Below are 11,764 nucleotides of genomic sequence, written 5' to 3'. Positions count from 1 at the left end.
ACCGATCGGACGTGGGCATGACCGGGTACGGCCGGGACCGGGAACGCAGGCGGCGCACCCGCACGGTGCTCGGCGCCGGTTACCTCACGGCGTTGACGGCCCTGCTGGGCCTCAAGACCGGCTGGGTCCCGGCGGCGGCTACCCTGCTAGGCCTCCTCGCGCTGGTGTACGTGGTGTTCTCGCTGATCGCGTGGCGGGACACCCGTGCGGAGCGCCGGCGACGGGCCGCGGGGCAGCCGCCGTCGTGGTCGGCTCAGCTGCCGGTGCAGGTCGCCCAGCTCCTCGGCGCCAAGGCGCCCGGCCGTCACGCCCGCCGCGCCGACGAGGTGGGTGAGCTGCTCGGCCGGTTGTCCCTCCGAGACGGCGAACTGTGCTGGGAGCCGAGGAAAGCAGACGGCGACCGTGGCGTCGGCCCGCTGACGTTCGACCGGTCGTGGACAGCGGAGGTCATCCCGCTTTGGGGCCCGGGAGACCAGGGCTGCCTGACGCTCACCTCCTCCGTGGGCACCGCGGTGGACCTCTGGATCCGCCATCCGGCGGACCTCCGCCAAGCCTTGACCGCGCTCGTCCGGTAGCTGTCTCGGCCACCGCTCGGTCTCCTGCTAGCTTGCTCGGGTGAGTCTCCTCGACGACGTGGCCGAACGCGACGGCTGGCGATGCTGGGTCTGCGACGAACCCGTCGACCCGGACATGTCGGTCAACGATCCGCGCGGGCCCAGCGTCGACAGCCGCACCGCGGACCGCAAGGCCAAGATCGCCGAACGGCTCGCGCACCGCGGGTGCAACACCCGCAAGGGCGCGGTGAAGGTGGTCATCGCCTGGCCGGACCGCCTGCACGTGGTCGAACCCGCGCCGCTGAGCACGGTCGCCGGCCGGCTGGAGCGCAAGGGCGGCCGCGAGATGGTCGCCCGGTGCCCGACCGAAAAGGACGCCCGGGAAGCAGCGGACTGGCTGGTGGACCGGTTCTCCCGGCTGCTGCCCGGCCTGCCGGTGACGGCCGCGGTCGAGCCGGGCGGCGGTCAGTTCCTCGTCATCTTGGCCGCCGGCCGCCGCTGAGCGGGGCGTCAGCCGAGCCAGCCCGCGTCGGTCGCGACGCGGATGCTGTCGACGAGCGAGCGGGTGCGCAGCTTGGTCTGGATCGCGGTCAAGTGGTTGCGGATGGTGCCGGGCGCCAGCCCGAGCGAGGTGGCGATCTCCTTGGGCGGGCTGCCCGCGGCGGCCGCGGTCAGGACCTCCTGCTCCCGGGGAGTCAGCGGGCTTTCCTTGACCGCCCAGGCCGACAGCGTCAGGCTGCTGCTGACGGCGCGCTGTCCGTTGCCGACCGTGGTGATGACGTCGTGCAGCCGGTCGACCCCCTCGTGCAGGAAGACCACTCCGCGCGGTTTCAGGGTGAGGATCTCCTGCGCGTCCTGGCTGGACAACGACGACACGAGGAAGATCAGCCGCTTGCCGTGCGATTCCGGCCGGGGCGAGGGCGGCGGGCGGTGCCGGTCGGCCTCCCTCGGGTGGAGGACGAACACCAGGCCGTCGGCGGCGTCGAGCGCGGCGCGGGCGAGTGCGAGCTGCCCGAAGCCGAACACCCGCTGCGGGTCGAAGTCGTACGTGCAGGCGAGGAGCGCCGCGATCGCCGCGCGATCGATGCTGTCCGGGCCGATGAGTACGGCGTGCTTCATGGCGGCTCGCAGGGGTTCGCGCTTTAAGGTCTGTTTACTTGATCACGGTGACGGAACTCTACGTGCCGATACCCCGCGCCGTATTCACCCTTGAGGGTGAAGGTGGATCAAGTGGAAGCCTGTCGGCGTCCGGGCCTATGTGGACGAACGCTGTCGCGGCTTCCCGGACGGCGCACCGACTTCCGGCCGCAGGTTGTCCATGAGCCGGCCGAGGGCGAACCGGAAGCGGTCGTCCCCGGTACCGGAGATCAGCTCCGCTGCATGGCGTCGCGTGTGCGGGAACCTCTCGGCGGGCAGTGCGGAGAAGTGGTCCAGCAGCTCCTCGGGGCCGAGCACCCATTCCTGGTCCTGGTGCCGCCGTCGGTGCTCGACCAGTGACCGCTCCAGGGCGTACGCGCTGACGTAGAGGGACAGCGCGTCGCGGGCCCAGCCGGCCGTCCTCGGCTCGATGCCGGCGGCGAGCAGGATCGCCAGGATCCCTTCGCCGACCCGCAGCGTTTCCGGGTGCGTCGGCACCATCGCCAGCGCCGCGCGCGAGACCCCGGGGTACCGCAGGTACAGGTCGCGGATCTGCGTGTACACGCCGACCAGCTGCTCGCGCCAGGAAGCGGGGTCCGGTCGGGGGAGCACCACCTCGGCGTAGAGCCTGCCGATCAGCAGGTCGTCGATGTCACCCTTGGTGACGATGTGCGCGTACAGCGACGACGGACCCGTGCCGAGCACGGCGGCGACCCGGCGGATGGTCAGCGCGTCGTACCCCTCGGTGGCCACGACTTCCAGGGCTGCGTCGGTGATCCGGTCGACGGTGATCGGCTTCCGGCGCTGGCGGGGCTCGGCGGGCATGGCCGTCACTATAGCTTGACACGATCTTAGTTCGTCGGATAGAACTTAGATCGTCATAGCGAACTAAGTTCGTTCCGATCGTCTGGAGGTAGCCGGATGCGAGTGTCCGTTGTCGGGGCCGGCCTGGGAGGACTGGCTCTCGCGCAGGGTCTGCGTGGCGCCGGGATCGACGCCGACGTGTTCGAGCGTGACCCGGAGATCGCGGCGCGGTTCCAGGGCTACCGGCTCGTGCTGAACCCCGCCGGTTTCCAAGCGGTGCGCGACTGCCTGCCGGCGCGCTGGCACGCGCTGCTGGACGAGATCGTCATGGAGGCCACCGCGGAGCAGCTGATCCTGGACCCGCAGCTGAACGAGATCGGCAGACTCGGCGCGGGCCGGACCGGCCTCGTGGTCGACCGGCAGGTGCTGCGTCACCTGCTGACCACCGGCCTCACCGTGCACACCGACGCCGCGTTGACCGGCTACGACACCCTCGCCGACGGCACCGTCCGAGCCCGGTTCGCCCGCCGCGGCCCGGCCACCGCCGACCTGCTCGTCGGGGCCGACGGCGTCAACTCCGCGGTCCGCGGCGTGCTTTCGCCGCAGACCACCCCGGCCGACACCGGCGTCCGGTTCGTCATCGGCCGCACCCCGCTGACCGGCGAGTTCGCCACCCTGGCCAAGGCCTACGGTTCGAAGATCACCGGTGACGGCGTCAGCCTGCTGCTCGGCGCGATGCGCTTCCGGACTCCGCCGAAGCTGGCCGCCGAGCACCTGGCCCCCGAAGTCACGCTGCCCGACATCGGCGACTACGTGCGCTGGGCCATGATCCTGCCGCCGGACGGCTCGTCGGCCGACCTGACCGCGCAGGACGCCGTGCTGTCCCATGTGGACGGTTGGCACCCGGAGCTGCGGGCACTGATCGAACAGGCCGACCCGGACAACAGCACGCTGCTGTCCATCCGGGTGGTCCGGCCCGGAGCGCGCTGGGCGCCCGGACCGGTCACCCTGCTCGGCGACGCGATCCACGCGACGTCCCCGACCGGCGGCAACGGCGCGAACACCGCACTGCGCGACGCCGACCTGCTGCGCCGCTGCCTCATCGAGGCCGGCGAAGGCCGCCAGGACCTGCTCGACGCGGTCGACGGCTACGAGCGGCAGATGTTCGAGTACGGCGCCGAAGCCGTGCGCAGCAGTCTCGAGAAGCTGCCCGCCTTCGTCCCTGAAGCAAGTCGCTAGGAAGGGGCCACATCAGACGCTCGTGTCGCCGAACCAGCGCCGGGCGGCGCGTTCGAAGGAGCCGCGATCGGGCACGTGCTCTCCGGTCCAGACGACGACCCCGTCGGGGCGGACCAGGACCGCGCCGAGGCCGAGGTCGTTTTCCGCGGTGCCCGCGGCGTACCGCAGCTCGCTTTCCCACCCCGCCGCGGAAGCACGCAGGTCCTGATCGGGGCTGAAGTCGAGCACGGCGCCGCGGCCGTCCCGCATCAGGTCGGCGAGGCTCGTGCCGTCGTCCAGCCGGAAGTCCGGCGCGACGCGGCCGACCAGCGGCCGGTCGTCGCCGAGGTCGTGGCGGGCCGACATGCCGGAAAGCTTCTCGAACACGTAGGTCGTCCCGTTCCGGGTCCGGAGCAGGTCGCGCAGCACGCTCTGGACGGCCTGGGCGTGCGGATCCGGCCGCATCGACGCCACCTGGGCCCGCGTCCAGTCGAGCGCCCAGGCGCCGACCGGGTGGCGCTCGCGGGTGTAGGTGTCGAGCAGCCCGTCCGGGGCCTGGCCGTGCAGGGTCGCCGCGAGCTTCCAGCCCAGGTTGGCGGCGTCGCCGATGCCGGTGTTGAGCCCCTGCCCGCCGAGGGGCGAAACGATGTGCGCGGCGTCGCCGGCGAGCAGGACGCGGCCCCGCCGGTAGGTCGTCGCCTGCATCGCGCGGTCGGTGTAGCTCGAGGCGAGGTGGACCTCCGTCAGCGTCACGTCGGTGCCGGAGACGCGCCGCAGCACTTCCTGGAGGTGTTCGCGGGTGACCTCCCGCGAGCGGTCGAACGCGCCGCCGTCGAAGTCCATCACGCCGATGTGCCCCTCCGCCGCCATGCGGATGTACATGCCGCGCGGCGTCGGGGTGAACCCCGGGTTCAGCTTTTCGACGTCGGGGATGGTGGCGAGGGCGACGTACCCGGTGAACTGCGGCTCGGTGCCGGTGAACTCGAAGCACGCGAGCCTGCGCACCGCGCTGCGCCCACCGTCGCAGCCGACGGCCCAGCGCGCCGGGTACTCCCGTGCGCCGGCGCGCACGACGACGTGCCCGTCGTCCTGGGTGAGACCGTCCACGGCGACCCCGCGGCGGATCTCGACCCCGAGCTTGGCCGCCCGCTCGGACAGCACCGCCTCGACCGTGTCGAGGCTGGTCATGACGGCGTCCGGCACCGAGCCGGGCAGCCGGAACGGCAGGGCGGCGACGTCGACGTCGGCCGCGTCGAGCACGATCCCGGCGAAGTGCCCCGCGAACCGCGGCCGAGCCGGATCGTCGTCTTCGGCGGCGCCGAACGCGGGGCCGGCCTCGGTCAGCAGCGGCTCCAGCAGCCCGCGCCGGTGGAACGCCGCGACGGAAGCGGCGAACAGGCCGCGCCGCCCGAGCGGGGCCGTCCGCCACGGCGCGCCGGGCTCCGGCTCCCGCTCGAGAACCAGGACCGAGCAGCCCGCGAGGCCCAGTTCGCAGGCCAGGAACAGCCCGACGGGCCCGGCGCCCACGATCACCACGTCATGCATGAGAATCCCCTTCCGCAGCCGGATCTCGGCGACCGGTTCAGGCTGCGGCGGGCCGCGCTCAGGGCGCGCACACGGCGCTGGCACGGGGGTGTCAAGCGCGCACAGCGCTCGTTGATCTTCACGGAGGGCTCGCGGGCCCCGTTGCGCCGGAGCGGGCAGGATGTGGTGCGGGGAGTCGTGCTCGTCGGACGCGCGATCCCTTCCGACTCGAGGATTGGACGCGCAATGGGACGCTCGTCGGTGTTCACCTTCCAGTACATCGCCATCGACACCGAGGCCGGTGTCACGCCGGAAGAGTTCGAGACCTTCGTGCGTGCCGAAGGCGTTCACCTGCCCTTGTACCCGGGGTGGCGGTGGACTCTGCTGCGCGGGTTGCGGGGGGAGCGGACCGGGCAGTACCTGATGTTGTACGAGATCGAGAGCGCCGAGCAGCGCGACCGCTACGTTACGGCCCGCGGTGAGCAGACCGAGCAGGCCCGGCTGTTCTGGGAGCGGCACCCGGAGGCCGAGGCGGTGCTGGCGCGGTGGCGGCGGCTGGGCACGTTCGCCGAGCTGCCGACGTTGTTCACCGACTACCGGCTGCTGGCCGACAACCCGCGGAGCACGGTCACGCCCGGCCCCCGCTACCGCGACCGCCCGGGGGAGGAGCCCGTCGCCCGGGTCGTCGGGATCCACAACCTGGCGTTGCGCGCCGGCGTGACCGCGGAGATGTTCGACCGCTTCATCGCCGAGAACCACCACCGCATCGACGACTACCCGGACTGGCGGTTCCACGTGCTCAAGGGCGAGCGGGGCAACCGCCTCGACCAGTACGTGATGATGATGGAGATCGCGAGCCTGGAGGCGCTGGACGTGTTCTACCCCGAGCCCGACATCGCCACCGGCGAGGCCGCGGAGTTCGCGTCCGCCCATCGTGACACCAAGCAGATGTACGAGGAGTGGAAGCAGCTGGCCTCGTTTTCCGGCTCACCACAGATCTACACGGACTATCTCGCCGTCGCGGAGAACCCGGCGTAGTCCCGCACGGCCGGGATCAGATCGGATGTCGATGGCGGCCCGAGTACCAGCCCTGGCTTATATAAGGCAGATGTGGCACGATCCGGGTCGTGCAGGCGTTCGACATCCTCGGTGACCCGGTGCGCCGGCGCATTCTCGAGCTGCTCGCCGACGGTGAGCAGACCTCGGGCGCGATCACGGAGGTGATCCGGGCCGAGTTCACGCTGTCGCAGCCGGCTGTCTCGCAGCATCTGCGCGTTCTGCGTGAGAGCGGATTCGCGTCGGTCCGGGCTGAGGGGGCTCGCCGGTTCTACGCCGTCGATCCCTCGCCGCTGAGGGAGGTTGACGTGTGGTTGGACCGGTTTCGCGGGTTCTGGGATCAGCGGCTCGATGCCCTGGGAACCGAGCTGGCCCGCGGCAGACGCGCATCCCGGACCCCGGGTGCCGGCGAGAAAGGACCATGACATGAAGGACGTGCTCGACGAACTGGCCGCTGCCCGCCGGGCGATGGGCACATCGACCCTGCCCGCCGGCGACGCGTACACCATCGAGCTGCGGCGTCGCTACGACGCGCCGGTCGACGACGTGTGGGACGCCATCACCGACCCCGAGAGACTGGGCCGCTGGTTGAAGCCGGTCACCGGGGACCTGCGGCTCGGCGGGTCGTTCGTGCTGGACGGCGGTGAGCACGGCGAAATCCTCCGGTGCGACCCGCCGCGGCGGCTGCGGGTGTCCTGGCTCTTCGGACCGGACGCCGACGAGTGGCCGGGTACGAGCGAGGTCGAGGTACGCCTGTCCCCGGGCCCGGCCGGGGACACCGAGCTCGAACTGGTCCACGCGGCAGCCGTCGGGGAGCCCCTGTTCCCCACCTACGGCCCCGGTGCCGGCGGTGTGGGCTGGGACCTGCATCTCCTCACCCTGGCCCGGTTCCTGGCCGACGGCGAGACCCTGGACGACGAGGAGTTCCGGACCTTGCCCGAGGGACGCGAGTTCGCTCGGCGCAGCGCCGCGGCATGGGGCGAAGCGCACCTGGCCGCCGGCGGCGATCCGGATCACGTGACGGCCGCGGTAGCCGCCACCACCGCGTTCTACGCGCCCGAAGGGAACGCGCGATGAAGTACACCACCTCGATCGAGATCGCCCTGCCCCGCGAGAAGGTGGTCCAGCTGATCGCCGACCCGGCGCACCTGCCGAAGTGGCTGCGCGGCCTGGTCCTGCACGAGCCGGTGAACGGCGTGCACGGCCAGGTCGGCACCACGTCGCGAGTCGTATTTCAAACGGGGAAGCGGAGGATGGAGGCCACCGAGACCATCACGCGCCTGGAACCTGCAGACCTGCACGCGGTTCCCCGTTCGGTCGTGGTGCACTACGACCGCGAGATCGTCGGCGAGGGGATGTGGCAGGCCCAGCGCGACCGGATCATCGACGCCGGTCCGGGCACGACGCTGTGGGAGAGCGAAAGCGAGTTCCGGTTCGACGGGTTGCCGATGCGGCTGATGGGGCGTCTGGTGCCCGGCGCCTTCCGGAAGCAGTCGCGGCAGCACATGCAGGACTTCAAGGCGTTCGCCGAACAGGGGACGGACGTCCGCCAAGGGACGAACTGACCTGTCACTCGGTGGAGAGCACCTGGAGCGCGCGATCGCCCACGACGTAGGCCTTGCCGCTTCTGCTGAAGGCGACCTCGCTGACTGTCAACGCGGCGGGAACGCTCCCCACCACGGCGTTCGTGGTGAGGTCGGCGACCCTCAACGGACCGCCCGTGACGTAGAGGTACCGGCCGTCGGGCGACGCGCCGAGGAACTCGATCCGGTTGCCGACGTCGATGGACCCGACCGCGGTGAGCGTTGAAGTGTCCACGACCGTGACCACGTTGGTGAGGAGGTCGGGGAGGTAGGCGCGTGCGCCGTCGGGTGACAGGACGACGTGTCGCCGGTCGCCGGTCAACTCGACCCTCTTCGTCACGCCCCTGGTTCCGGTGTCGATCACCGAAAGCGCGACAGGAGCCGGGGCGCTGCCCGCTATCTGGGCCGGCTGGCCGCCTTCGAGCGTGTATAAGGCTCGTCCGTCCGGGCTGACCGCCAGGCCTCTCAGGGATGGCCGCGGGGCACCGGTCGAGATGGTGGTGACGACCGTGTGGCTCGTGGTGTCGACCACGTGGACAGCGCCCGAGCTTCCGCCGTTTCCGGGACCGATCAGGTAAGCGAGGCGTCCGTCCGGGGACATGGTGATGGTGTCGCCGCCGTCGATCGGCACGGTGGTCAGCGCCCGGGCCGACCGCGGGTCGAACACCAGCATCCGGAACTCGGAACCGGTGAAGTAGCTCAGGTAACCCACCCGTCCGTCCGGGCTGACCGCCAGGCTCCGGGCCTCCAGCCGACCGCCGCCCGAGACGGACCCGACAACGACGTCCCGGTTCGTGTCGATGACGGCGACACCCGTAGCCAGAGCGACGCAGACGCGGTCGACCATCGGAGCCGCGACGAGGAAGTTGCCCGGCATGGAGGGGAGTGGGATTTGTGCCACCGGCTTCGGGAGGCGGGGACCAGGCGGTGGAGCCGGGTCGCCACCTGCCGAGCAAGCACTGGTCGCCAGTGTGCCCAGGGCGGCCAGTTGCAGCAGACGACGCCGACTCATCCGGGTGCTCCCCACAGGCTCCACATGGCGCAGTCTAGCTGGACTCATCGGAGTACCCGGCAGATCGATGACCGTGTCACGACCACGCGTTGACGACTCGAGTCCGGTGTTCACACCTTTCTCGCGACCACCATGTAGTTCTCGGCCTCGAGATCGAATGTGCTCAGTTCCCTCTGGAGTCCGACCCGCTGCAGCTCGGCTTCGAATTCCTCGTACCGGTAGGGCCAGCAGGACAGCAGTTCCGAGCGGACAAGAACCGACCCGGTCGCATCAACTTGCGCGATCGCGATCTCGATGTGGTGCTCGTCCTCCCAATGCGGCGCGATCTCCCAGCGGTAAACCACGACGGCATCGCGACCGTTCCGGCGGACGAGCCGGTCACCGATGTCCAGCCGGGAACCCCGGGCCCTCACGAGTTCCCAAGTGCGGGATGTGAGCACCAAGCGCCCGCCGGGGCGCAGAAGCCGTGACATCGACTCCAGAGCAGCACCTCGGCCGGTCGCGCCCGCGGCATGGTGGAGCGAGTTGCCGACGCAGAACACCATGTCGAACGTGTTGTCCTGGAAGTGGTCGGGCAACTCTTCCCAGTTCGCCCGCACGGCCCGGACGGAGGCCCCGAACTCCTCGGACAACTGTGCGGTCCGACGAACCATCGCCTCGCTGGCGTCGGTTGCGACGACCTGCAGGCCACGACCGGCGAGGCCGACCGCCAGCTGTCCGGTTCCGCACGAACAGTCGAGGACGTGAGCGTTCGACGGCAGGAGATCGAGGACGTCGTCGAACGACGCAGCGAACTCGGCCGGAGGCAACTTTGCCTCCGAGATGAGCCATTCGTACACCTCGGCAAGCACGTCATAGTCCGTCACGACTACTACCTCCGTCACGCGGCAAACTCGCGGTAGGACATCAGTCCATCAGTGGAACGAGCCGCGCACCAATGGTTTTCGCGGCGGCGGGTGTCCGTAGATGGCCTACGGCCAGGAGAAAAGGTCTACAAAGGAGTGATCACCACTCGGACGGCCGCCGACGAGGTGGGAGACTCCCGGCCGATGAAGGGCCGGACGAAAACACCTGCGGGGACTCGGTTCGTGGCGCCGCCGCCGGGGATTGTGGTGCTCTGCGCGAACAAGAACCGCCTGCGGGCCCTTGGGGCGGGTCAGGCCGGATATGACACACCGTCACATCCGGCCTGCCTCCCAGATCGACACGTGTTTGGTGCTTTCAGCAGTGAACTCTGAGCGGTCCCAGTCCGCCCAGCGGTGCTTGAGGCTCATCCCGGCGATGCGCGCCATGAGGTCCATCTCGGCCGGCCAGGCATACCGGAAGGGAATACGGCGGAACCGCCCCGCCCCGTCCGGTGACACGGTGACATGGTTCGACGTGAGCTGTTGTGTGACGATGTCGTACTGGTCGAACCCGACATAGCCGCCGCCGTCGGTGCGGGGCGCCACGGTGAACGGGACGGTGTCCTGCCCGGGTGGCAGGCGACGCAGGTCTGGCAGGCCCACCTCGACGAGGAACAACCCGCCCGGCCGCAGATGCGCTGCCGCATTGCGGAAGACGTCGACCTGACCGTCCTGTGTGGTCACGTTGTTGATGGTGTTGAACACCAGATAGACCAGCGAGAACTGACCGGCCACTCGCGTCGTCGTCATATCGCCGATCGTGACCTCGACAGCGTCGCCGCCCGGCTTGCCCGCGATCCGCGCCGCCATCGCCCGGCTCAGCTCGATGCCGCTCACCGGCACCCCGCGAGCGGCCAGCGGCGCGGCAATCCGCCCGGTCCCGACTGCGAACTCGAGCACCGGGCCATCGGCCAAGTCCTCGAGGACATCCACTGCGGACGTCACCACCTCGGGCACGTTCGCACCACCCGGCGAGTCGTAGCCCGCAGCCACGCTCTCGGGGAACCAGCCGTCCGCCGGGTCGTCTCCCGTGTTCGCCGAACCGATCATGGTCGCTGACGCTACGCCCGCGACTGTGCGCGCTACACCCCAATTTCGACACCCGGTAAGGCCACGCACCCGGATCATCGTGGTCGGCCGGCAACCGGGACGCGGTCCTGGCGGTAGAGCAAGACGGGGCACCGCCGGCCTGTTCCCAGGCGGTCATGACCCGCTAAGTCACCGGCGGCCAAGATGTCGACGACGTCGTACGCACCGGTCAGCCCCGAGCGACTTCGGCGGTGTGCGCGGGGGGTGTAGCGCTCGCCCGTCACCTGGTCGCTCAGCGGGTCCAGCGCGGCCAGTGCCTCGGCGTCCAGGGTGAGCTCGAGTGCGGCCGCGTTCTGCTCCAGCCGGGCCGGGCTGCGGGTGCCCGGAATGCTTGCCACCGCCACCCCGAGCCGCTCGGCCTGGGCGTACACCCAGGCCAGTGCCACCTGGGCCGGGGTGGCACCCAGCCGGTCGGCCACGTTGCGCACGGTCTGCGCGATCTTCTCGTTGGCCTCGCCCGCCTCGCCGGCGAAACGAGGGTTGGTGCGCCGGAAGTCCTTCTCGCCCAGCGTGGAACGGTCCAGGGTGCCGGTCAGGAACCCCCGCCCCAGCGGTGAGTACGGCACCAACCCGACGCCGAGCTCGGCCATCGCCGGGGTGACCGCCTCGACGTCGCGGGTCCACAACGAGTACTCGCTCTGCACCGCGGTGATCGGGTGCACCGCGTGCGCCCGGCGCAGCAGTTCACCGTCGACTTCGGACAAGCCCAGATGGCGGACCTTGCCCGCCTCGACCAGCTCGGCCATCGCCCCGACGGTCTCCTCGATCTCCACGTCCTGGGGCGGGCGGTGGGCGTAGTACAGGTCGATCACGTCAACGCCCAGCCGCAGCAGCGAGGCCTCGCAGGACCGCAGCACGAAGTTCCGGCGACGCTAGGGCCTG

General features: G+C 70.5%; 14 protein-coding genes. 7 read left to right on the top strand and 7 right to left on the bottom strand.

Annotated features, from left to right (window positions below; translation table 11 throughout):
• Positions 1-17: 17 nt before the first annotated feature.
• Both ACZ63J_RS09140 and ACZ63J_RS09135 read left to right on the top strand, forming a co-directional pair.
• The gene (locus tag ACZ63J_RS09140; protein ID WP_465398745.1) at positions 18-575 is read left to right on the top strand and encodes a hypothetical protein; all 558 of its coding nucleotides are present in this window, start codon (positions 18-20) and stop codon (positions 573-575) included.
• Positions 576-615: 40 nt separating this feature from the next.
• Positions 616-1,056, top strand: a complete 441-nt coding sequence (locus tag ACZ63J_RS09135) for a hypothetical protein (protein ID WP_465312548.1) — start codon at positions 616-618, stop codon at positions 1,054-1,056.
• A gap of 8 nt (positions 1,057-1,064) precedes the next feature.
• On the opposite strand, the gene ACZ63J_RS09130 is transcribed toward ACZ63J_RS09135, so the two are convergent.
• Together ACZ63J_RS09130 and ACZ63J_RS09125 are read right to left on the bottom strand one after the other, a co-directional pair.
• Positions 1,065-1,673, bottom strand: a complete 609-nt coding sequence (locus tag ACZ63J_RS09130; RefSeq protein ID WP_465336987.1) for a helix-turn-helix transcriptional regulator — start codon at positions 1,671-1,673, stop codon at positions 1,065-1,067.
• A gap of 135 nt (positions 1,674-1,808) precedes the next feature.
• Entirely contained in the window at positions 1,809-2,516 is a 708-nt protein-coding gene (locus tag ACZ63J_RS09125; protein ID WP_465398744.1) for a TetR/AcrR family transcriptional regulator, read from the bottom strand.
• A 96-nt stretch (positions 2,517-2,612) separates the two neighbouring features.
• On the opposite strand from ACZ63J_RS09125, the gene ACZ63J_RS09120 reads away from it, so the two are divergent.
• Positions 2,613-3,734, top strand: a complete 1,122-nt coding sequence (locus ACZ63J_RS09120) for an FAD-dependent oxidoreductase (protein ID WP_465398743.1) — start codon at positions 2,613-2,615, stop codon at positions 3,732-3,734.
• A gap of 12 nt (positions 3,735-3,746) precedes the next feature.
• Here ACZ63J_RS09120 and ACZ63J_RS09115 read toward each other — a convergent pair whose 3' ends face one another.
• Complete coding sequence (locus tag ACZ63J_RS09115; protein ID WP_465398742.1) at positions 3,747-5,258, bottom strand: FAD-dependent oxidoreductase; 1,512 nt, start codon at positions 5,256-5,258, stop codon at positions 3,747-3,749.
• Positions 5,259-5,483: 225 nt separating this feature from the next.
• Between ACZ63J_RS09115 and ACZ63J_RS09110 the strand changes: the two genes are divergently transcribed.
• The 4 genes from ACZ63J_RS09110 to ACZ63J_RS09095 all read left to right on the top strand — a co-directional run bounded on the left by ACZ63J_RS09110 (position 5,484) and on the right by ACZ63J_RS09095 (position 7,858).
• The gene (locus tag ACZ63J_RS09110; RefSeq protein WP_465398741.1) at positions 5,484-6,275 is read left to right on the top strand and encodes a hypothetical protein; all 792 of its coding nucleotides are present in this window, start codon (positions 5,484-5,486) and stop codon (positions 6,273-6,275) included.
• Between the two features lie 89 nt (positions 6,276-6,364).
• Positions 6,365-6,718: an ArsR/SmtB family transcription factor gene (locus ACZ63J_RS09105; RefSeq protein ID WP_465398740.1), complete on the top strand. Its 354-nt coding sequence runs from the start codon at positions 6,365-6,367 to the stop codon at positions 6,716-6,718.
• A gap of 1 nt (position 6,719) precedes the next feature.
• A complete protein-coding gene (locus ACZ63J_RS09100) occupies positions 6,720-7,370 on the top strand; it encodes an SRPBCC family protein (RefSeq protein ID WP_465398739.1) in 651 nt (216 codons plus the stop codon).
• Entirely contained in the window at positions 7,367-7,858 is a 492-nt protein-coding gene (locus ACZ63J_RS09095) for an SRPBCC family protein (RefSeq protein ID WP_465398738.1), read from the top strand. The genes ACZ63J_RS09100 and ACZ63J_RS09095 overlap by 4 nt, the downstream gene beginning before the upstream one ends.
• Positions 7,859-7,862: 4 nt before the next feature.
• On the opposite strand, the gene ACZ63J_RS09090 is transcribed toward ACZ63J_RS09095, so the two are convergent.
• From ACZ63J_RS09090 to ACZ63J_RS09075, 4 genes are all read right to left on the bottom strand, one after another.
• Positions 7,863-8,753, bottom strand: coding sequence for a YncE family protein (locus tag ACZ63J_RS09090; protein ID WP_465398737.1), 891 nt, complete (start codon positions 8,751-8,753; stop codon positions 7,863-7,865).
• 245 nt (positions 8,754-8,998) lie between these two features.
• Entirely contained in the window at positions 8,999-9,754 is a 756-nt protein-coding gene (locus ACZ63J_RS09085; RefSeq protein ID WP_465398736.1) for a class I SAM-dependent methyltransferase, read from the bottom strand.
• A 312-nt stretch (positions 9,755-10,066) separates the two neighbouring features.
• The gene (locus tag ACZ63J_RS09080; RefSeq protein ID WP_465398735.1) at positions 10,067-10,843 is read right to left on the bottom strand and encodes a class I SAM-dependent DNA methyltransferase; all 777 of its coding nucleotides are present in this window, start codon (positions 10,841-10,843) and stop codon (positions 10,067-10,069) included.
• A 74-nt stretch (positions 10,844-10,917) separates the two neighbouring features.
• Complete coding sequence (locus ACZ63J_RS09075; RefSeq protein WP_465398734.1) at positions 10,918-11,739, bottom strand: aldo/keto reductase; 822 nt, start codon at positions 11,737-11,739, stop codon at positions 10,918-10,920.
• Between the last annotated feature and the right edge of the window lie 25 nt (positions 11,740-11,764).

This window comes from Amycolatopsis sp. NPDC104863, assembly GCF_055582965.1.
This window is presented reverse-complemented; position numbering and strand designations above follow the sequence as displayed.

What these genes read in the sequence shown, in the direction of transcription:
- ACZ63J_RS09140 (WP_465398745.1), top strand. Translation starts at nt 18, where the DNA reads ATGACCGGGTACGGCCGGGACCGGGAACGCAGGCGGCGCACCCGCACG.
- ACZ63J_RS09130 (WP_465336987.1), bottom strand. Translation starts at nt 1,673, where the DNA reads ATGAAGCACGCCGTACTCATCGGCCCGGACAGCATCGATCGCGCGGCG.
- ACZ63J_RS09125 (WP_465398744.1), bottom strand. Translation starts at nt 2,516, where the DNA reads ATGCCCGCCGAGCCCCGCCAGCGCCGGAAGCCGATCACCGTCGACCGG.
- ACZ63J_RS09120 (WP_465398743.1), top strand. Translation starts at nt 2,613, where the DNA reads ATGCGAGTGTCCGTTGTCGGGGCCGGCCTGGGAGGACTGGCTCTCGCG.
- ACZ63J_RS09115 (WP_465398742.1), bottom strand. Translation starts at nt 5,258, where the DNA reads ATGCATGACGTGGTGATCGTGGGCGCCGGGCCCGTCGGGCTGTTCCTG.
- ACZ63J_RS09110 (WP_465398741.1), top strand. Translation starts at nt 5,484, where the DNA reads ATGGGACGCTCGTCGGTGTTCACCTTCCAGTACATCGCCATCGACACC.
- ACZ63J_RS09100 (WP_465398739.1), top strand. Translation starts at nt 6,720, where the DNA reads ATGAAGGACGTGCTCGACGAACTGGCCGCTGCCCGCCGGGCGATGGGC.
- ACZ63J_RS09095 (WP_465398738.1), top strand. Translation starts at nt 7,367, where the DNA reads ATGAAGTACACCACCTCGATCGAGATCGCCCTGCCCCGCGAGAAGGTG.
- ACZ63J_RS09090 (WP_465398737.1), bottom strand. Translation starts at nt 8,753, where the DNA reads ATGCCGGGCAACTTCCTCGTCGCGGCTCCGATGGTCGACCGCGTCTGC.
- ACZ63J_RS09080 (WP_465398735.1), bottom strand. Translation starts at nt 10,843, where the DNA reads ATGATCGGTTCGGCGAACACGGGAGACGACCCGGCGGACGGCTGGTTC.